The sequence below is a fragment of the Granulicella sp. dw_53 genome (assembly GCF_018449545.1).
In the GTDB taxonomy this organism is placed as follows: Bacteria; Acidobacteriota; Terriglobia; order Terriglobales; family Acidobacteriaceae; genus Edaphobacter.
Genome location: NZ_JAAVUR010000002.1, coordinates 467,603 through 487,965, shown reverse-complemented (window position 1 = coordinate 487,965; position 20,363 = coordinate 467,603). Strand labels below are relative to the sequence as shown.

18 protein-coding genes and 1 rRNA gene are annotated in these 20,363 nt (G+C 59.7%); 11 read left to right on the top strand and 8 right to left on the bottom strand.

Features of this window, described 5'->3' with window-relative positions; genetic code table 11:
• Nucleotides 1-4: 4 nt before the first annotated feature.
• Both sucD and sucC read right to left on the bottom strand, forming a co-directional pair.
• On the bottom strand, nucleotides 5-880 hold the full coding sequence (gene sucD, locus HB393_RS05020; protein ID WP_213804036.1) for a succinate--CoA ligase subunit alpha: 876 nt from the start codon (nucleotides 878-880) through the stop codon (nucleotides 5-7).
• The gene (gene sucC, locus HB393_RS05015) at nucleotides 880-2,058 is read right to left on the bottom strand and encodes an ADP-forming succinate--CoA ligase subunit beta (RefSeq protein ID WP_213804035.1); all 1,179 of its coding nucleotides are present in this window, start codon (nucleotides 2,056-2,058) and stop codon (nucleotides 880-882) included. The genes sucD and sucC overlap by 1 nt, the downstream gene beginning before the upstream one ends.
• Nucleotides 2,059-2,326: 268 nt before the next feature.
• On the opposite strand from sucC, the gene HB393_RS05010 reads away from it, so the two are divergent.
• Entirely contained in the window at nucleotides 2,327-2,905 is a 579-nt protein-coding gene (locus HB393_RS05010) for a chorismate mutase (RefSeq protein WP_213804034.1), read from the top strand.
• A 17-nt stretch (nucleotides 2,906-2,922) separates the two neighbouring features.
• Here the strand turns inward: HB393_RS05010 and HB393_RS05005 are convergent, their stop codons facing one another.
• The gene (locus HB393_RS05005) at nucleotides 2,923-4,152 is read right to left on the bottom strand and encodes an acyltransferase (RefSeq protein ID WP_213804033.1); all 1,230 of its coding nucleotides are present in this window, start codon (nucleotides 4,150-4,152) and stop codon (nucleotides 2,923-2,925) included.
• Nucleotides 4,153-4,264: 112 nt separating this feature from the next.
• Between HB393_RS05005 and trpD the strand changes: the two genes are divergently transcribed.
• From trpD to bla, 4 genes are all read left to right on the top strand, one after another.
• Nucleotides 4,265-5,401, top strand: a complete 1,137-nt coding sequence (gene trpD, locus HB393_RS05000) for an anthranilate phosphoribosyltransferase (protein ID WP_345945041.1) — start codon at nucleotides 4,265-4,267, stop codon at nucleotides 5,399-5,401.
• 24 nt (nucleotides 5,402-5,425) lie between these two features.
• Nucleotides 5,426-5,785: a YbjQ family protein gene (locus HB393_RS04995; protein WP_213804032.1), complete on the top strand. Its 360-nt coding sequence runs from the start codon at nucleotides 5,426-5,428 to the stop codon at nucleotides 5,783-5,785.
• A 39-nt stretch (nucleotides 5,786-5,824) separates the two neighbouring features.
• Nucleotides 5,825-6,202, top strand: coding sequence for a VOC family protein (locus HB393_RS04990; protein WP_213804031.1), 378 nt, complete (start codon nucleotides 5,825-5,827; stop codon nucleotides 6,200-6,202).
• A gap of 111 nt (nucleotides 6,203-6,313) precedes the next feature.
• On the top strand, nucleotides 6,314-7,174 hold the full coding sequence (gene bla, locus HB393_RS04985) for a subclass B3 metallo-beta-lactamase (protein WP_213804030.1): 861 nt from the start codon (nucleotides 6,314-6,316) through the stop codon (nucleotides 7,172-7,174).
• 263 nt (nucleotides 7,175-7,437) lie between these two features.
• Here bla and HB393_RS04980 read toward each other — a convergent pair whose 3' ends face one another.
• Together HB393_RS04980 and HB393_RS04975 are read right to left on the bottom strand one after the other, a co-directional pair.
• Complete coding sequence (locus HB393_RS04980) at nucleotides 7,438-9,093, bottom strand: c-type cytochrome (RefSeq protein ID WP_213804029.1); 1,656 nt, start codon at nucleotides 9,091-9,093, stop codon at nucleotides 7,438-7,440.
• 486 nt (nucleotides 9,094-9,579) lie between these two features.
• On the bottom strand, nucleotides 9,580-10,455 hold the full coding sequence (locus HB393_RS04975; RefSeq protein ID WP_213804028.1) for a hypothetical protein: 876 nt from the start codon (nucleotides 10,453-10,455) through the stop codon (nucleotides 9,580-9,582).
• 578 nt (nucleotides 10,456-11,033) lie between these two features.
• Here HB393_RS04975 and HB393_RS04970 point away from each other — a divergent pair.
• Nucleotides 11,034-11,639 carry a thymidine kinase gene (locus tag HB393_RS04970; RefSeq protein WP_213804027.1) on the top strand — a complete coding sequence of 202 codons (606 nt, stop codon included), beginning with the start codon at nucleotides 11,034-11,036 and terminating at the stop codon, nucleotides 11,637-11,639.
• Nucleotides 11,640-12,069: 430 nt separating this feature from the next.
• On the opposite strand, the gene HB393_RS04965 is transcribed toward HB393_RS04970, so the two are convergent.
• Nucleotides 12,070-13,296 carry an FAD-dependent oxidoreductase gene (locus HB393_RS04965; RefSeq protein WP_213804026.1) on the bottom strand — a complete coding sequence of 409 codons (1,227 nt, stop codon included), beginning with the start codon at nucleotides 13,294-13,296 and terminating at the stop codon, nucleotides 12,070-12,072.
• A 139-nt stretch (nucleotides 13,297-13,435) separates the two neighbouring features.
• On the opposite strand from HB393_RS04965, the gene HB393_RS04960 reads away from it, so the two are divergent.
• The 5 genes from HB393_RS04960 (at nucleotide 13,436) to HB393_RS04940 (ending at nucleotide 19,189) form a co-directional block, all read left to right on the top strand.
• The gene (locus tag HB393_RS04960) at nucleotides 13,436-13,963 is read left to right on the top strand and encodes a superoxide dismutase family protein (protein ID WP_213804025.1); all 528 of its coding nucleotides are present in this window, start codon (nucleotides 13,436-13,438) and stop codon (nucleotides 13,961-13,963) included.
• Nucleotides 13,964-14,028: 65 nt separating this feature from the next.
• Nucleotides 14,029-14,826, top strand: a complete 798-nt coding sequence (locus tag HB393_RS04955) for an RNA polymerase sigma factor (protein WP_213804024.1) — start codon at nucleotides 14,029-14,031, stop codon at nucleotides 14,824-14,826.
• Nucleotides 14,827-15,861 carry a zf-HC2 domain-containing protein gene (locus HB393_RS04950; protein ID WP_213804023.1) on the top strand — a complete coding sequence of 345 codons (1,035 nt, stop codon included), beginning with the start codon at nucleotides 14,827-14,829 and terminating at the stop codon, nucleotides 15,859-15,861.
• Nucleotides 15,858-17,069: a B-box zinc finger protein gene (locus HB393_RS04945; protein WP_213804022.1), complete on the top strand. Its 1,212-nt coding sequence runs from the start codon at nucleotides 15,858-15,860 to the stop codon at nucleotides 17,067-17,069. The genes HB393_RS04950 and HB393_RS04945 overlap by 4 nt, the downstream gene beginning before the upstream one ends.
• Nucleotides 17,070-17,071: 2 nt before the next feature.
• Nucleotides 17,072-19,189, top strand: a complete 2,118-nt coding sequence (locus HB393_RS04940) for a DUF4097 family beta strand repeat-containing protein (protein ID WP_213804021.1) — start codon at nucleotides 17,072-17,074, stop codon at nucleotides 19,187-19,189.
• An 18-nt stretch (nucleotides 19,190-19,207) separates the two neighbouring features.
• Here HB393_RS04940 and HB393_RS04935 read toward each other — a convergent pair whose 3' ends face one another.
• Entirely contained in the window at nucleotides 19,208-20,047 is an 840-nt protein-coding gene (locus tag HB393_RS04935) for an SAM-dependent chlorinase/fluorinase (RefSeq protein WP_255550794.1), read from the bottom strand.
• A 171-nt stretch (nucleotides 20,048-20,218) separates the two neighbouring features.
• Nucleotides 20,219-20,335: ribosomal RNA gene (gene rrf, locus HB393_RS04930) — 5S ribosomal RNA — on the bottom strand.
• Nucleotides 20,336-20,363 lie beyond the last annotated feature (28 nt).

The window sequence follows — 20,363 nt, the reverse complement described above, 5'->3', positions numbered from 1 at the left end:
CCGCTTAGGCCTTGCCCAGCACCCGCGCCATGGCCTCGCCGATCTCCGCCGGCGACTTCACCACGGTAATCCCCGCTTCACTCATCGCCTTCATCTTCTCAGCGGCCGTTCCCTCTCCGCCGGAGATAATCGCGCCCGCATGTCCCATACGGCGTCCTGGAGGAGCAGTCTGCCCGGCGATAAACCCAACCACCGGCTTCTTGACATACTCCTTGATGAACCTCGCCGCTGCCTCCTCCGCCGACCCGCCGATCTCGCCGATCATGATGATCGCCTCGGTCTCCGGATCGTCGTTCAGCAACCGCAGCGCGTCGATATGGGTCGTCCCGATGATCGGATCGCCCCCAATTCCAATCGCCGTCGATTGTCCGATGCCGCGCGTCGTCAACTGGTACACCGCCTCATACGTCAACGTTCCCGACTTCGAGACGATCCCAACCGAGCCTTCCTTGTGAATCCGGCCCGGCATGATGCCGACCTTCGCCTTACCCGGCGAGATCACCCCCGGGCAGTTCGGGCCGATCAGCCGTGACTTCGAGTTCTTCACCACCTCCCAGACCTTCACCATGTCCAGCACCGGAATGCCCTCCGTAATGCAGATCACCAGTGGAAGCCCGGCAGCAGTCGCCTCCAGAATTCCATCCGCGGCAAACGGTGGCGGCACAAAGATCACGCTCGTATTCGCGCCCGTCTCCTTCACCGCCTCTTCGACCGTGTTGAACACCGGCCAGCCCTCGTGAGTCGTTCCACCCTTGCCCGGCGTCACACCGCCGACGACCTTGGTTCCATACTCCGCGCAGCCCTTCGCGTGGAACGTGCCTTCACGGCCGGTAATTCCCTGCACGATCAGCCGCGTATTCTTATCAACCAGTACTGCCATTACTTGCCACCTTTCGCAGCCGCAACGGCCATATCCGCTGCTTCCTTCATCGTGCTGCCTACCAGGAAATTCAACCCAGAGTCCTTCAGAATCTTGCGGCCCTCTTCTACGTTCGTGCCTTCAAGCCGCAGAATGATCGGAATCTGCACATTCAGCTTCTTCGCCGCGTTCACCACACCTTGCGCCAACACATCCACGCGCAGAATCCCGCCAAAGATGTTGATGAAGATCGCCTTCACATTCGGATCGCTCAGCAGAATCCCGAACGCATTCTCGATCTGCTCCTGGTTCGCTCCGCCTCCCACATCCAGGAAGTTCGCCGCCGAGCCGCCCGCGTACTCGATGATGTCCATCGTCGCCATCGCCAGCCCTGCGCCGTTCACCATGCAGGCGATATTGCCATCCAGCTTGATGTAGTTCAGCGCATACTTGCTCGCCTCGACCTCCAGCGGATCCTCCTCCGCCAGATCGCGCAGCTCCTTCAGATCCTTGTGCCGGAACATCGCGTTATCGTCGAAGTTTATCTTGCAATCGAGCGCCAGCAGCTTGTCGTCCTTGGTCGTGATGAAAGGATTGATCTCCATCAGCGTCGAGTCCGTGTCGATAAAAGCCTTGTACAGCCCGGTCATGAACTTCACCGCGTCGTTGATCTGGGTCGTCTTCAGCCCCAGCTTGAACGCCAGCTTGCGCGCCTGGTAAGGCTGAAATCCAACCGCCGGGTCGATGTACTCCTTGTAGATCGCCTCGGGGTCCTTCGCCGCAACCTCTTCGATCTCCATCCCGCCGGCCTGCGAGGCCATGAACACCACCTTCGCGCTCGCCCGGTCCAGGACCAGTCCGAGATACAGCTCCCGCTCGATCGCCGAACCCTCTTCGATCAGCAGCCGCTGCACCTTCTGCCCCGCCGCTCCCGTCTGATGCGTCACCAACTGCATCCCGAGAATCGCCTTCGAAGCGGCATTCGCGTCATTCAGCGTCTTCACCACCTTCACGCCGCCGCCCTTGCCACGTCCGCCCGCATGAATCTGCGCCTTCACCACAACCACCGCATTGCCTGCCGCAAACAGCGACTTGGCCGCCGTATCGGCCTCCTCCAGCGTGATCGCCATCTCGCCACCAGGAACCGGAACGTTGTACTTGCGAAGAATCTCTTTAGCCTGATACTCGTGAATTTTCATATGTTTTGTATTTCCGCCCGCCGCGAGAAGTGTAGCGGACGCAGCTAACCGCAAGCAATCCTGAAATCGCACGAACGTGCGGTTACCGCCCTGAGGCATCAAACTCTATTAATTCCACTCGCCCATCCTCCACCACAATCGGAAGAAGACACTCCAAGGAATAAAATTGCCTATGCCCGCGTTAATCCCAAATGAAGATCTACGGCCCGTTCATCCATCGAAGATCCGGATCCCATCTTCCAACTTCTACAAAAATTTACGGAGAACAATGCGGCTCAATCAAAGGCAATTGGCGACTGTGTTCGCTTTGGCGGTAAGTGGCGTCGGTATGGCAAAGGCACAGAGCACAGTAGATCAGCTTCAACCGTTGGTAGAGACATCGGCTCGCCGCCTCGCCATCGCAGAACAGGTAGCCCTCTCAAAGTGGGACAGCAAGACCGCAGTCGAGGACGCCGCTCGCGAAGCGCAGGTCATCCAGGGAGCCGTAAAGGACGCAGAGTCTAAGGGACTCGCACCCGAGCCCGTAGCCGTCTTCTTCAAAGCCCAGATCGAAGCCAACAAGATCGTTCAATACGCACTGCTTGCCGATTGGCGCCGCGCCGGAAAAGCACCAGCCCACGCGCCCATCAACCTGGTCGCCACCATCCGTCCGCAACTGGATCAGGTACAGACGGCCCTGATGGCGGAACTGCAGGCGACCGCCACCATCCGCGCCAGCGGAACCTGCTCCATAGACATGGCCAAGGCAATCGGAACATACCTCTCGGCACATAAGTCCGATGCCACTCCCCTGCGCGCAATCGCGCTCGACCGAGCCCTCGCAACCGCCTGCACTCCCGCGAAATAGTGGACGGTGGGCGGACCCTATCCGCCCACCGTCCACGCGAGAAGAGGCACCGTCCGAAGAACCTTGGTAGCGATCAACGCTCCAAAATAAAGCACGCAGAACGAGACCACCTCCAGGCATAACGAGATCGGTCCATTGGAATAGAACAAGCTCTTCGTCCCCTTCGAGATAGGCTTGACCCCAATGTCAACCAGGGCCATCAGAATCGGGTGGATCAGAAAGATCCCGAAGGTCTCCATCCGCACCTTGATATACGACGGATAGAGAGTCCTCTTGCACTTCACAATCAGCAGAGCTACCAGCACCGAGAACACCTGATTCGAAAGCCGAAGCGTGTTATGCGGATCCAGTGAGTTCCGTGTCTGCAAGACATGGAACTCGAGAACAGCCGTGGTAGCCGCGACCGTCGTATATAAGATCAGCTTCCACCACGGCACCCCATCGAGCCATCTGCTCCACCGCGCCCGGTGCGTATAAGCGAACGCCCCCAGCCACAGATAAAACACGAAGCCAAACAAAGCCGCCGTATGAAACGGAGGGATCACCGCAATATAAGCATTGACCGCATAAAACAAGCTGAACGCCAGAAAGAGTAGACCTTGCACCACATCCGAAACTCTTCGATGAAGAGCCAGCACGATCGCCAGGCACACAAAAAAGTTGGGGACGAACCAATAGATCGACTCAGTAAAAACAAACCTGAAATACTGCACCACGATCACTCGCAAGGACGATCCCGCCAGCGCATGTCCTCCAACCTTGATCAGGCTCTCCGAGAGAGCGATCCCAAACCACACGCAACCCCAAAAGACCCAGGGCTGAAAGACAGCCTTCACCCTCCGCCGAAAATATTGCAGCGGCGAAGATCGCGTAAGCCCCTCCCCCAACAGAAAGCCGGAGATCAGAAAGAAGTCGATCGTCCCGAACTTCATCAACTGCAGCAGAACCACCTGCAGATAAGCCGCTGAACCGGCGTAGTAGCCCCACATCAACTCGGCATGCACCCACACGATCGCGATCATCGCTAAAAACCGCACGTTACTCACAAAGACGTGATCCAAAACCAAGTCTCTGCTCAACAGAGACTTGGTCGGAACGACCCGTTCAACCTCCAACTCCACCTCTGTCTCGACATCGGAGACATCAGAGACAGCCGAAAGACGTTGTCCAGTTTTGAGTAAGGGAAAGGGGAGGAGTTGTTCGTCGTTGACTACCGCAGGAAACCTACCGGCGTACAGGTTCGGCAAGGGGCTGACCTCAAATTCTCAGGAGTGACAGACAGGCAAGTAGCTCGGAGCAGTTTATATGCCAAACAAAACCGATGATTGTATGAACATTCCCGCGCCACAAGATTCTTCCATGCACCATCTTGCAGTTCGAAGCCGCTTCAATTTCCACCTACACCCCACAAGGACGACGCCACTCTCCCATCCTGCTACCCTTAATGCAATGTCCTCGAACATCTATCTCAAGCAGGTCATCGAAGGCCGTGCCACGCTCCCCCGTGAAGACGCCCGCGACCTCATGCAGCACATCCTCAACGGCCAACTCTCCGAGATCCAGATCGCCGCCCTCATCGGAGCCCTCGCCGCCCGTGGCGAGACCGCCGCCGAGGTCGCCGGCTTCGTTGACACCATGCGCGCCGCCGCCACCCCCTTCCCCATCGAGCCCACCGAGCAGGCCATCCTCGTCGACACCTGCGGCACCGGCGGAGACGGCAGCCGCACCTTCAACATCTCCACTGCCGCCGCCCTCGTCGCCACCGCCGCCGGAGCCTCCGTCGCTAAACACGGCAACCGCGCCGTTACCTCGCAGTGCGGCTCCGCAGACGTCCTCGAAGCCCTCGGCGTCCCCGTCGACCTCTCCCCCTCCGACGCCACCGCCGCCCTGCGCCGCCTCCGCTTCGCCTTCCTGCACGCTCCCAGCCTGCATCCGGCCATGAAGGCCGTCATGCCCGTCCGCCGAGCCCTCGGCGTCCGCACCATCTTCAACATCCTCGGTCCCCTCACCAACCCCGCCGGAGCCTCCTCGCAAGTCATGGGCGTCTACGCCCCGCACCTTGTCCCCCTCGTCGCCGAGGCCATGGCCCTCCTCGGCACCCGTCACGCCTTCGTCGTCCACGGAGACACCGGCAACTCCGGCGGTCTCGACGAGCTCTCCATCAGCGGCGCCAGCCAGCTCGCTGAGGTCCGCACCCACCCCGACGGCACCTCCAAAATCACCCTCAGCACCATCACCCCCGAAGAGTTCGGCCTCACCCGCGTCCCCATCGAAGCCCTCACCGGCGGAGACGCCACCACCAACGCCGTCCTCCTCCGCGCCATCTTCAGCGGAATCCCCGGCCCCCACCGCGAGGTCGTACTCCTCAACGCCGCCGCCGTCCTCGTCACCGCCGGCCTCGCTCCCGGCCTTGCAGCCGGCATCGAGCTCGCCGCCTACACCATCGACCAGGGCCACGTAACGGAACTCCTCGACCTCCTCGCCCGTACCTCCTGAAGCAGCCTTCGGAGGCCTGCCCTCATGTCGACCTACCCGCCACCGCAATCCGCCCTCGACCCCTCCTTCGTCACCACCGCGCTCGAGCTCCCCGGCTACAAGGTCGTCCGCAACCTCGGCATCGTCCGCGGAATCGTCGTCCGCTCCCGCAACATCTTCGGCACCATCGGAGCCGGCCTCCAAACCCTGGTCGGCGGCGACATCACCATCTTCACCGAGCTCTGCGAAAAGACCCGCCAGGACTCTTTCGCCATGATGGCCCTCCACGCCCACCAGATGGGAGCCAACGCCATCATCTCCTTCCGCTACGACGCCAACGAAATCATGAATGGCGTCACGGAAGTTCTTGCCTACGGGACCGCCGTCCATGTAGAAAAGCTCTAACCTCATCTCAGCTTCACTGGCACAAGCAGGGAGATCACCATGGCAAGAGTCACCGGCATAGGCGGAGTCTTTCTCCGCGCCCGCGATCCCAAAGCCCTCACAGCTTGGTACGCCCAACACCTCGGCATCCAGCTCAGCGACTACGGCGGAGCCACCTTCCTCTGGAGCGACGAAGTCCCAGCCACCACCGGCATGACCACCTGGTCCCTCTTCCCCAGCGACACCGAGTATTTCGGCCCCAGCCCACAAACCGCCATGGTGAACTACCGCGTCGACGACCTGGACGCCCTCCTCACCCAGCTCGCCGCCGCAAACGTCTCCATCGACCCCAAACGCGAGGACGCATCCTACGGCCGCTTCGCCTGGATCACCGATCCCGAAGGCAACCGCCTCGAGCTCTGGCAGCCCCTCCCCTAACACCAAACAACAGCCCGCGCTCCTGAAGAACTCCCCGCAGGCGGAGCCATGTTTACTCCTGCGGTTACAAGCGATTCCCACACTCCTCCCCGCGATACCTTGGCACTACACATGAAAATTCGCCTCTTCCTCGCTCTACTCCTCACCTTCGCAACTCTGCCCTGCCGCGCCGTCCCCGCCGACTGGACCACCCCCATCGCCCCCTTCAAGATCTCCGGCAACCTCTACTACGTCGGATCGCGCGACCTCGCCGCCTACCTCATCACCACCCCCAAGGGCAACATCCTCATAAACGCCAACCTCGAGTCCTCCCCCGCCCAGATCCGCCACAGCGTCGAACAACTAGGCCTCCGCTGGACCGACACCAAAATCCTCCTCAGCAGTCAGGCTCACTACGATCACGCCGCCGGCGCAGCCGAGGTCCTCAGAGAGACCCACGCCCAGCACATGGTCATGGACGGCGACGTCGAAGTCATCCAATCCGGCGGAGCCACCGACTTCGATCCCACCATCCAGCGCTTCCCTCCCGCCCGCGTCGACCGCACCTTGCACGACCTCGACACCGTCACCTTGGGCGGCACCACCATCACCGCCCACAAGACCCCCGGACACACCCGCGGCTGCACCGCCTGGACCATGCAGACCCACGAAAACGGCCGCACCCTCAACGTCGTCATCGTCGGCGGCTGGGGACTCAACCCCGGCGTACCGCTCATCCCCAGCCACGGAAGACCGGCCGCCTACCCCGGCATCACCACAGACTTCGACCACACCTTCGCCACCCTCAAAGCCCTGCCCTGCGACATCTTCCTCGGCGCACACGGAGCCTACTTCGACCTCCTGGCCAAACTAGACCGCCTCCCCAAAGAAGGCCCCGCCATCTGGATCGACCCCAACGGCTACCACAAAGCCGTACTAGAACACGAAGCCACCTACCACAAAGAACTAGCCCAACAACAATCGAACAAGTAACCCACAACTAAGTAACCCACAACCCCACCAAACCAGGTGCCCCATCACAACCCAACGGCTGTACTCACACAACAGCCCGGGTGCCCAATCCTTCGCGCCTCTGTCTCTCGCGAAGGGTGGGATCTCAGCTATCCCCCAGCCACAATCGCGGGTGCCCCATCCTTTTTGCAGTCTCATCGCAAATAGGGTGGGGTATCGTGCGAAAGCACGACCGCCTTCCTATCCAAGGATCACCACTCCCCGGTTCATGCAGAAACAAACAATCACCTCTGAGCAATACGCCACGGTGACATCTCTTTCCAACCAAGAAGTTCCTTAGTAGCCCAATCGGTCGACTTGTCCATATGACAACTCGTGCAACTATTCGGAATCTTGTACTTCTCCGTCATCGCCGGAGTAATGAACCTGAACGTATGTGAGCGCACAAAAGCTCCAGGTACACCCTGCGTCTCGATCTTGGGCATGTGGCAGGCAATGCACTGACTGCCAGGGCTTCCAGCTTTGTGATGGGTATGCTCTTCCAAACTGGCAACATGAGGACCGTTCGGCGAGTTCGCAGCATGGCAATCGAGACAGATCTTGTCCGCAGGCTTACGCAATTGAGCATAGTTCGCGGTTCCATGAACGTCATGGCATGAGGCACAGGTGACGCCCTTCTCATACATCACGCTCTGGATAAAGTCATTGCCCTGCATCCGGTTCTTATGCGCAGTGCCATCCGCAAAGTGCAGAAAGTCTGTCTGCCCAAGCGTCATGTCTTCAAGACTCCAGTAGTCCTGCAGACGCTTGCCCACCTCGTAGCCTACAGGCCAGTCATAGGCCTTACCTTCGATGATCTTCGTCTTTGGTTGGCCCTGCGAGTGGCACTGAATGCAGGTATCGTTCGAAGCCACAGAATCCATCTGCGAAGGATTTTGAATATTCAAGCGCGTCGGATGAGCAACGTGCTCACTACCCGGTCCATGGCAGCGTTCACATCCTACATTCCACTCCGCGACCTTCTTCGTGTGGATGTCGTAATCCACCGAATGGCACCCGTCACACGTCGGCCCGGTCGGGCGCTGCATATTGTCCGAGGGATAGAAGGCGGCCCACCAGTCGGCGCCCGTGTCTGCGACGTGGTACTTCATCCACTTCTTATTGCCGATGTCCCACTGAGCCGATAGCGGGTAATAATCGTCTCCAACCTTAGTGAAGTAGCGCTGCTTCCAGATGCTGCCATAGACGAGTGCCACCTGGTCGGCCGTGAACTTTGCAACATCGTTCGTCTTCAGGTCGGGAAGGATGGCATCGGGCTGCTCGCGGGGATCGCGAACGACATTCGCCATCGGGGTCTTCTTCCATCGCTCGTAAATGGCCGAGTGGCAGCGCTCACAAGACTGAGAACCCACATAGCGAGCACCCTCAGTGGAGGCCTGCAGCAATCTCACATCGGCGCTCGAAGGAGTGCGCAGGCTGCGAATATAAGAGACAAGAGCCCAACTATCTTCCTTTGCCGGCGAACGGAGACCAGGCATCGCCGGCATTCCGCTCAGTTGCACACCGTCTTCAATGATGGAGTGAATCTGTCCATCCGAAAGGTCTTGAGTCGCACCTGCATGAAGGTCCGGCACGCGCGGATAGGTGTTCCTGCCGATCGGCGTCGTCCCGCGTCCGTCGACTCCATGACAGGTAGCACAGCGAGTCAAGAACAGCTCGCGGCCCTGCTGCACCGCAAGAGTATCGCTCGGGTACGGATTCGCACGACGGGCTTCGGCCCTGGGGATGGCGAAGTTGCGCACGCCACGCGCGACAGCAGCTTCGAAGTGCGAAGGCTCCTCCGTCGCTCGAAAGCCACGCACCTTGATCGTGATCGCCCCAACCAAAACGATCAGCGCAACGCCTAGCAAAACCCAGCCTGTAACCCTCATCGCCTTCATTACCGAAATTCCCTTCAAGAAATCGAACCGTACAACCCTTCCACCAATCCATGCCACCCATATAGTCTCTCGCGAAGAGTGGGACCTCCGCTCTCCACCCCCGCCACAAATCCGGGTGCCCCACCCTTTTTGCAGTCTCATCGCAAATAGGGTGGGGTATCGTGCAAAGCACGACCGTTTTCTTCTCCCAACCCACAACTCGGGGTCAAAAGAACATTACCAACCCCAACGCGCCGTCTGTTCTCTTCAACCCACCCCAACAGCCCGGGTGCCCCATCCTTCGCGCCTCTGTCTCATGCGAAGGGTGGGATCTAGACTCTTCCCCAGCCACAAACGCCACTCGTCGTAAAGGCTGCAGGACGTGGGAATCCCGCAGGGATTCCCACGTCCTGCCTTAGAGGCAGGATCAGAAAGTGAAGCTCACGAAATCCCGTTTTTCATGAAGCACACGGCAGACCCACACCGTCAGACCAAGTCGCCAACAACTCAAGGCTTCCGGTCAAGCACCCTGGCCACAAACGTATAAGGCGAGCTGGCTCCACATCGGCCGCCCGTCACAAGCACCAAGCCGGCCGTGATCTGAGACTCCGTCGCATCCGTCAGCGACCCCGACAGCCGCATCATCGACCCATCGTCCATGGCAAACACCAGTTCAATCTTGTTCCCTTCGATGTTGCTCAACAACGTCCCATCCGTCGTACCCGAGGCGAAACAACTCGACCCTTGTACCCGTATGCTGCCCGTCAGAATCGAGATCTTCGGAAACCGCAAGCTCCCCACCTGGATCGACGCATCTCCGCCCTGTTGAACCGTTATCTCGATGCTCGTCGGCGGAGGAACCACCGGCGCACCCGCTTGACCGCTGATAATTCCTCCCCCCGTCGCCGCTCCCGCATAGGTCCCGTTCACAAGGGCAAATGGGGTCGCAGTAAACGATCCCGAACTACTCTCCGTACATCCCCCAGGCAATGGCGAGCTCAACGCAGAGGAGTAGGTCCCCGACCATGGCCCGCCAGCAGTCTTCGGCATCGAACCCTGAATCGTCACCATCTGCGACGCCGGTAAATTCCCCTGCGTCTGCACGGTAAAGCTCCCATCAGGCGCGATAGTGCCAGTCGTCGACAGCAAGCCGAACGAAACACCGGAGGGGACAGAACTGTTCGTACAGTGGTCATTCACAACACCGGTCGCCGAGATCACATTTCCGGACACATCAAAATTCACCGCAAGCCGGAAAGGATTCTGCTGTCCCAAAATGAATAAACCGCTCGGCATCGAATCCGTAAGCTGCCAGTTTCCGGCAAGCAGACTCGTGTCGACAGCCTTTACTACCGGAGCCGGCGTCCCTCCGCATCCAGTCATGAGCCACACGACTCCATAAACTGCAATTAAGGCCCATATCTTCATTGTTTCCAAACACTAGCACGGCCAACCCCGATCTTCTTTGTTAAAATTCGCCGACCCAAGTGCCTATTGCTCCGACATTCCCGCAACCCCCATTACCATCCCCAACACCGTCGTCTATCCTCTTCTCTCCCCTGCCACAAACGCGGGTGCCCCATCCTTTTTGCAGTCTCATCGCAAATAGGGTGGGGTATCGTGCGAAGCACGACCGCCTTACTCCCCCAGCCCCACAACTCCAGGTCGAACAAACCTCACACCAACCCAACGCCGTTGCCTGTTCTCTTCACCCACCACAACCTCCCGGGTGCCCCATCCTTCGCGCCTTTGTCTCATGCGAAGGGTGGGATCTAGACTCTTCCCCGGCCACAAACGCAGGTGCCAATCCTTTTTCCATCTCACCCACCTGTAGGATAAAAAGACGAACCAGGCCGCGGGAAACAAGCATCTCCTCGATCACCTCCCGCAAGAGACAAGAAAGCACCAAACCCTCCTGGAACGAAAGCAAGACATACCCCGCCCCAAAGGCTCTCTCTACCATGACCATCCACGCCCCTGGCCGCATTGAAGTCATCACCGGCCCCATGTTCTCCGGCAAATCCGAAGAGCTCATCCGCCGCCTCAAGCGAGCCCGCATCGCCCGCCAGCGCGTCGCCTGCTACAAGCCCGACATCGACCTCCGCTACCACCGCACCGCCATCGCCAGCCACAGCGCCCAGACCCATGAGGCCGTCACCGTCGCCACCACCGAAGACCTCAAGGCCGCCCTCTTCCCCAACCTCGCCGAGATCGACGTCATCGGCATCGACGAGGCTCAGTTCCTCGACAGCGCCATCATCTCCCTCACCGTCGAACTGGTCCACCTCGGCAAGCGCATCCTCATCGCCGGCCTCGACACCACCTTCAACGCCGAACCCTTCGGCCCCATCCCCAACCTCATGGCCATCGCCGACGAGGTCACCAAGCTCTCCGCCGTCTGCATGACCTGCGGAGCCCCCGCCATCCACACCCAGCGGCTCGGCCAAAGCCAGGAGCTCGTCGTAGTCGGAGCCGCCGGCCTCTACGAAGCCCGCTGCCGCGCCCACTTCCAGCCCTACCTCGACGAACACCACTCCGAGCAGCTAGAGCTAACCCCAACCAACTAAAAACAAACCACTTACAATCGCACCCTCAAAATCTCCAGCAAAATACCTTGTCAAGCCCCAATTCAACCTAACCCCTTCCAAACCAGAGACATCCAAGTGGCACTTAAGTTATGCGCCACTCGATAAAATAGAAATAGAAGTAAAGTTCAGACAACCAAGCGTACCGAAGGCGAAAGCACCTCAAGATCTTTCAAAAAAGACAAGCCATCGAACCAGATGCCAGAGCACTGTGCAGTAGCTGCTGCTGTAGTTGGAGCGCAATTGAAGTTGCTGTTTTACGCTTTACGTCGTCATTCTGAGCGCAGCGAAGAACCCCTGTATTTTTTTTGTCGTTGCAGTTGCAGTTTTAGGCCGCGACTACAGCAAGAAAAGTCCAAGCCCAAACCAAATGAAATGAAGAATTTGGGCAAATACCCCGGGGGAGGGGGTCTCAAGCCGAAGCCCGCCGCCCACCCGCCGGGACAGCCATCCGGGCATACATCGCTGCCAGCATCTGCACGGCCCGGTCAGCCTCGCCCCGGTCCGGCGTCTCGTTGGCATCGTTCCACCCCGTGGCATCGCCTTGCTCGTTGGTCTGCATCACGATCCCGTCCCGGCGTGCCAGCACGTTTAGGCTCCCGAAGCCCAGCCCATAGTTCACCTCCGGCTGCGGAATCAGCCAGGCAATCTGCCCCCGAACCGGCGTAATCGACTCGTCCTTCCACAGCGCCCGCGCCCCATATCCGGTGCAATTAATGATCACCTTCTGCGGCAGGGCACTAAGCTCCGAAGGCGTGTGAAACTCGGTCGTCTCGATCTTCCCGCCTGCAATCAGGAAGTCCGTAGTCAACTGCCGCGAGTAGTCCGCCACATTGAACGTCAGCGAAGTGCTCCGCCACGCATACTTCGTTGGAAACGGATGACTTCCCGGCGGCAGAGAGGTCGGCCGCGGCGTAAGGTCCCGAATGCGGCTCCGATACTGCGCAAACTCGATCCGCTCCGGTTCCCTCGGCTTCGCCTGCTCCTCCTGCGGACTCAGGTCCGAGAGCGCATAGCGATCCGTATACTCGATCGGATTCCCCGCCATCCCCAGGTAACTCTGATACATGGCAAACGAGGTCCGCGCCATCTCCTCCCAAAGCGCCCCGAATCCCGGAGCAGCCTTGGCCGTCAGCGCCACCCGCGAGTCAGGCGTCCAGGATCCAGTCGCCCGCGAAGACCGCACAAACGGAGCTTGCTCCTTCGCGTAGATCGTCACCTTCGCGCCCGCCCGCTGCAGCAGCGAAGCCGAAGTAAGCCCCAGAGCTCCCGCCCCGATGACAGCGACGTCCTTGCTGCCACCCGCGGTCGCGACCGCCTCCATCGCCTTCCGCACCGCGATCGTGCTCGAACCCCACGAGAGCGACCAGCCGCTTCCGCCATGCCCATAGTTATGCACCACCACCGCATCGCCGACCCGCTCCACATCCAGCCTCGGACCCTCCGCCCGGAACGGACGAAGACACACCGTAATGCGGAAGATCCGGTCCTCATGCGCCCGAATCGGCGCCAGCACCGGAACCGCATCGTAAAACGGCAACCCTGGAACCCCGGCCCCCACCACCGCGCGGCGAGCACACCCCACCAACCCCAACCCAGCCAGACTCCCCGAACCCTGCAAAAAATCTCTTCGATTCATCGCGCCCTCAAAGAAAACTAGAGTTCAATCCCGCTAATCCAGCCGAAACCTTCTCGCATCAAAATCTTATATCCCATCACGAAAACCTCTCCAGATCGCTGGAGTATTCTGGATTGAGCTTCTTCAGGAGAAATGCTCTATGCGCTTTCCGCTCGCCGCTCTATCAATTTGCCTCCTCGCTTCGCCCGCCTTCGCGAAATCGTCCAGTCCGACCTACAAGGTCGACCTGAAGAACAGTCAGGGCGAAGAAGCCGGAACTGTCACCCTTAAGCAGGTCAAGAAGGGTGTAAACATCAAGATCCAGCTCAAGAACCTTCCTGTTGGCGAGCACGCAGTCCATATTCACGCCAAACCCCTCTGCGAAGCCCCAGACTTCAAGTCCGCCGCTGGCCACTTCAACCCCGAGAACAAGCAGCATGGTCTCCAGAATCCCATGGGTCATCACGACGGCGATCTTCCCCAGAACATCATGGTTGGCGAAGGTCACACCGGCGAAGCCACCTTTACCATCAACTACATCTCACTCGACCCAAACGCTCCTAACTCGGTTATCGCCAACGGCGGAACCTCCATCGTGGTCCACGAGAAGGCTGACGACATGAAGACCGATCCGACTGGCAACGCCGGAAACCGCCTCGCCTGTGGCGTTCTCACTCCTGCCCTGTAATCTGACGGCTCTTCGAGCAATCATCTGACGTTGAACAATCCCAAACGCCCATGCGTATAGATCGCATGGGCGTTTTACACATCGCGATCCCGGTTCCGAGCGGCCTCCCCGGTCATCGGCTTCCGCTCCACAGGCTGACCCGCCCCAGTGCCGATAGGGTTACTTCGCTGCCGCAAACCACCCCTGCAGCCTCCTCCCGCGATACACTGCTTCCACCATCTACATCTCCACCCGAGGCCAAGTTGCAGCGTACCCCGGAACAAGAAGCCGAGCAGGAGGCCGTCAGCAGGCTAGTCCGCCAATGCATCGCCGGCGATCCGCAGGCCTGGCAGCAGCTCGTCGTCTCGCAGCATCGCCGCATCTACGCTATCTGCTACCGCTTCACCGGCTCGGCCACCGACGCCGAGGATCTGACCCAGGACGTCTTCCTCAAGCTCTACAAGAACCTCGCCAGCTTCGACACCCTCAAGGGCAGCTTCCAGACCTGGATCACCACTCTGGCCCGCAATCTCCTGGTCGATCACTTTCGCCGAACCCGTCTCGACCGTGCCTCCGACTCCCTGGACGCCACCTTCGACGGTCAAGAGGATGGCCCCACCATGGCTGACCGTCTCGCTGATCCCCGTCCCTCTCAAGAGCAGCACGTCGCCGGTCTCGAGCTCAAAGTCCGCGTCCAGGCCGCTCTCAAACAGCTCTCCCCCGAGCTCCGCGAGGCTGTCATCCTTCGCGATCTCGAAGATATGGATTACAAAGAGATTGCGTTGGTCCTCCGCATCCCGGAAGGTACCGTCAAAAGCCGCATCAGTCGTGGTCGCGGGGAACTTGCAAGGCTTCTGCAACGTATAGAAGGGCAGGTGATTTAAGTGCCAGACAAGAAGCAGGACCTCAACCAATTCGGCACCGCAAAGCCCTCGCAGTCGGGCAATCCCCAGCATTGTGCCCAGTGCGAAGCAATGCTGATGGATGCGCTGGACGGCACCCTCTCCCCCGCAGATCAGTCCATCTTCGATCTCCATCTCCTCAGTTGTGTAAGCTGCAGCGAGATGATGGCGGACGCCCAACGTGGAACCGCCTGGCTGGAGATGCTCAAGTATCCCCGCCCCGAACCCTCCGCCGCTCTTTTAGACCGCATCCTCGCCAGCACCAGCGGCGCATCTGCTTCGGCCACGAAAGGAAACGCGCATTCGCCCTTCCTCGTGCCCTCCAATACGCTTCTGAGCCGCCCCACGGTAGGAATACACCTGGAAGCCGCAGCGAGCTCCTCGAACGTTCTGCCCTTCCGCAATCGTTTCGCTGCCATCCTCAATCTCCGGGCCTTAGGGCATAATCTGCTTCAACCCCGGTTAGCCATGACTGCGGCGATGGCGTTCTTCTCCGTAGCCCTCACTTTGAATCTCACCGGCCTCAAACTCACTCAACTCCGGGCAAGCGATCTGCGCCCTTCGAGTCTCAAGCGAAGCCTCTCGGAGGCCAACGCCCACGTCGTCCGCTACTATGACAACCTGCGCGTCGTCTATGAGCTGGAGTCCCGCGTCCACGACCTGCAGCGCTCCTCCGATGTAGAGAACAGCCTCCCCGTTGCCGCGCCCGTCCAGTCTGCCCCCGACAACCCCGATGCGAAGCCCTCGGGCGGCAACCCCAACGGACAGACAGGTCAGCCGGATCAGGAGAACCAAAAACGCAAACCTGTCCCCCGCCCTGGCACCAGCCGCCGCGAGAGCCCGGCCGCCAGCCCTGGCGATAACTCGCGCTACGTTGTAGCCGGCCTCGTCCGTCGCATCCCAGATCTCTCCCCTGCGCCTCCCCTATTGCAGAGCCTTGCAATTCTTTCTCCCGACACTGCCCCATGCATCACGAACGACAGCCAAGTAAAAATAAAAGAAGGGAGACTGGTATGAACTGTGCAAACCATTCTGATCGTGAACGTGTAGCCTTTTGCCAGAACTGCGGTAAGCCCCTCTGCCAGGAGTGCACTCGAAGCGTCGGCTCCGCCGTATTCTGCGAACCCTGTCTCGCTGCTCGCCTTGCAGGCGTGGGAGCGCCCCCGAACGCCACGTCCTATCCCTACGAAGCAAATTCGGCAAACGTAAACTACGTCGTCGACAGTGTCATCCCGCCGCCTCGCGTCCCAGGCTCTCCCAGTCCCGCCCTTGCCACGCTCCTCGGCTTCATTCCGGGCGTCGGCGCAATGTACAACGGCCAGTATGCAAAGGGAGTCGTCCACCTCGCCGTCTTCGTGATCCTCGTCAGTCTAGCCAGTGAGCACGATATCTTCGGCCTCTTCGTAGCCGGCTGGATCGTCTACCAGGCCATCGAGGCCAATCACACCGCCCGCGCCCGTCTCGCGGGGACCCCGCTTCCCAATCCCTTCGGCCTGAACGAGCTCGCGGAGAGACTCGGCTTCGGCAAGGCCTGGCCCGCGGCAGCCCCGATGCCGCACGAGGCGAATCCTGCCAATCCGCCCTATGCCGCGGCGGGATATCCTCCCTACACCCCGCCCGCCTCCAGTTGGGGCGCACCGGCTGAAGGATATAACTACACCGTCCCTCCGGTTCCGCCTGTGCCACCCTACGGCGCGCCCTTCCCATCGAACGATCCCTACGTGGACCCGAACGCCGCCTCTCGCAATCGCTTCCCCGTCGGAGCGATCTGGCTGATCGGCCTGGGAGTCTTCTTCCTCGTCGGAAACCTGGGCATATTGCATGGCTTCCCAGCCCGCCACGTCACCCCATTCCTTCTTATCGCCTTGGGGATCTGGATCTTCGTCCGCAAAATGACCGATACCGGCGGCAGCCTCGCCGATGACGGGACTTCGACCTACCAGATCCGGGTCTTCCGCGCCCTGCGCGGCTCCATCTGGATCGTCCTCGTCGGAGTCATCTTTCTTCTGGCCACCTTTGACATCCTCTCCTGGGGCCATAGCTGGCCGCTCTTCATCATCGTCGCTGGGCTGATGACCATCTTTGAACGCGCCGCCTACAGCAGAACTGTCATGACCGGCTATCCGTATCCGCCCTCCGCCGCTCAGGCAGCCACGCCGGCCCCAGCCGCCACCACCACCTCCATCGTCCCCTCCGACAACACGCACGACCAGGAAGGGAGATAAACATGGCAGGCTATCCTCCACCCTATCCACCACCACCTCCAGGTCCGCCCTACGGCCCGGACTGGAAGTATCAGCGCCGCGTTCTCAGGGATCAGGCCCGAGCCCAGCGTGACATAGTGCGGGCCCAGCGCGACGCCTACCGTGCGCACCTCCGCGGCATGCGGCGTGGCTCCATCGTCGGCCCTCTGCTGGTCGTCGCCGCCGGAGTGGTCTTCCTCCTTATCCAACTCGGCCACCTCTCTTTCTACCGGTTTGGCTTCTGGTTCGGCCACTTTTGGCCTTTGCTCCTGGTGGCAATCGGCGTCGTCTTGCTCATCGAGTGGGTCTTCGACCGCAACGCCCAACGAGCCAGCCAACAAAACGGGAACGCTCCCTACATCCGCCACAACGTCGGAGGCGGAGTCATCACCCTGCTCGTCCTGATCGTCGTAGCTGGAATAGCCTTCAACGGCTACAACGACGCCGGCCGCAACTTCCTCGCGCACGGCTTCAGCATCAATCAGGACAACATCGATCAGTTCCTCGGCGATAAACACGAGAGCGATCAGACCCTCGACCAGGCCTTCCCTGCGAATACGATGCTCAACATCAGCAACCCCCGGGGCGACGTTACGGTCTCCGGCACCAGTGACGACAACCAGATCCACGTCACCGTCCACAAAGAGGTCTACACCCGCTCCGACTCGGACGCGGACAGCCGCGCTCGAGAGCTCAACCCCCAAATCAATACCACTCCCAATGGAAGCTTCGGGAGCAGCCTCAATCTAACCGTGCCCTCGCTCGAAGGCACTCACGCCGACCTGACCGTCACCGTGCCCCTCGTCTCCCCTGTCACCATCATGGCCAATCACGGCGACGTGCACGTCAACTCCATCAAAGCCCCGGTCAACGTCACAGCAAATCACGGCGACGTCGAACTGAGTGCCATCGGCGGAGCCGTCACCACCCGCATCAACAACGGCGGATCCTCGTTCGCCGCCCACAGCGTCACCGGAGACATAACCCTCGAAGGCCGAGGCCGCGACCTCACCCTCTCCGATATCGGCGGGGCCGTAAACCTCCGCGGCGAATTCTTTGGCACCACTCGTCTGGAACGCATTCGCTCCGTCGTCAAGTTCCACACCAGCCGCACCGACCTTCAGCTCGCGCGCCTCGACGGCGAGGTCGAGATCGCCAACAACTCCGACCTCTCCGCCTCCGAGGCCGTTGGCCCCGTAACTCTCATCACCCGCAACCGCAACATCACGCTCGACCGCATCTCCGGCGATCTCTCCGTCACCAATCGCAACGGCTCCGTCGAACTTACCAGCGCACCGCCCCTCGGCAACGTCACCATCGAAAACCGCAGTGGCTCCGTCAATTTGACCGTTCCCGAACACGCTAACTTCACCGTCCAGGCTGAAACCACTAATGGTGACATCGAGAACGACTACTCCTTTCCCACCGAAGAGAACAAATCCCATAAAAAATTCGCGGGAACTGTAGGCAAGGGCGGATCTCTCATCCGCATTAGCACCAGCGAAGGCGACATCGCCTTCAAGAAGGCGAACCTGTCTCCCCTCCCGCCAGCCCCGCCCGCACCCCCAGCCTCCAACCGTTTCAACATTACGAGTGAGGACGGCAGCAGCGTCTACATCGGCAAAGATGGCGTCAAGATCATCTCGGGCGCCGACGGCAGCAAAGTCATCGTCGGTAAAGATGGTCTGAACATCAAGGCCGGGAGCGACGGCAGCAGCGTCTATCGCGGCGCGGACGATACCCGTCTGGTCGAAGGTGCGGATGGAAGCACAACCTATAGCAGTCCGAGCGGCACCAAACTCTCGAAAAGAGCAGATGGTAGCATCGCCTACACCGGCTCAGATGGCACGCACTACTCGAAGGGCGCGGACGGCAGCGTCGTCTACGCTGGCAGCAATGGAACGCGAATCGCAATCGGGGCCGATGGCAGCCAGACCGCGATAGGTTCGGGCGGACGAACCCTCTCCGATAAGCAAGTACGAGACGAGCTCCACAACGCCGAACAGGACATCCGCAAAACCGAACAACAGATCGACAAGGTCAGGCGACTACGAGATACAGAGCGAAACAGAAAGAACCCGGGTAAAGACAACGATAACTAAATCTCTATCCCTAGTCCCCTAAGGCTTATTCGGGATAGAGATCTCAGCTCCCTCGGACACTGCATACGTCTTGGAGAAATCTCTCTGATTGATCGCCAGGCTTAACCTGCCACGCGAATCGATATAGAAAAGCGGCTCACCAACCGGGACATCGCTGAACGTCTTTACGAAGGCAAACTCATACTTCTTTCCATCCAGCACCAAAGGAACCTTCTCCCCTAGCCTGTACCCCAGCTTCGTAAAGGTCTCGGCTGGAACATTCAAGACCAGATTCCCAAACGGCCCATCCGTTCCGATCACCCTTCCATGGAGTCCCGTCGCATCCACGTTGGCTGTCTGGATATCCAATCGCACCAACGAAGCGACCTTCAGCTCCGGCCCTGCCGAAGTCCAGTCGTCCCCACGCGCCAGATGCGCCGCGGCCGGAGAAAAGATATCCCGTCCATGAAACGTGGACGATAGCTTCGCTCCAATCATCCAGGCTGGATTCGTAATCTCCCGGGCCGCGATAATCCCATCCCGATCTTGAACCAACGTCAGCAGCCCGTTGTCCGGCAGGACAAAGAATTGCCCTCTCTTAGACTTGGCAATGATCGCCTTCCGTGCACTCCCCACCGTAGGATCGATAACCACGACAAACACAGCATCATCCGCAAAGTAAGGTGAAGAGCCAGCCAAGAACCTGGCTCCTTCCTCGATCGCATATGGTGTCACCTCATGGGTGATGTCCAGGATCCGCACCCCGGGCGCGATTCCATCCATGACTGCCTTGCAGATTCCAACCGCGTCGTCCTTTACATCGAAGTCAGTCATAAACGCAATCGTCTTCAGCCGCGTCGCTGTCTTTTGTTCACTCAAGAGCTGATTCGTCCCAAGGCGAAACAGCGATACAGCAGCCACTATCGTCAGAAGTCCATTTCGCGTAAATCTAGGCTTCCAAATACCTCGCAATTGAAGAATACCCATCGGGATATCATACCGAAGCAAAGTAAAAAGCCCCATCCTCGAAAAGATGGGGCTTCTGTATTATGCCGGCGATCACCTAATCTCCCACACACTTACGCGTGCAGTACCATCGGCCCAACGAGGCTTAACTTCCGTGTTCGGGATGGGAACGGGTGTGACCCTCGCGGTAAACTCACCGGCAAACTTTAGAAATCTCGCTCGCGCGATC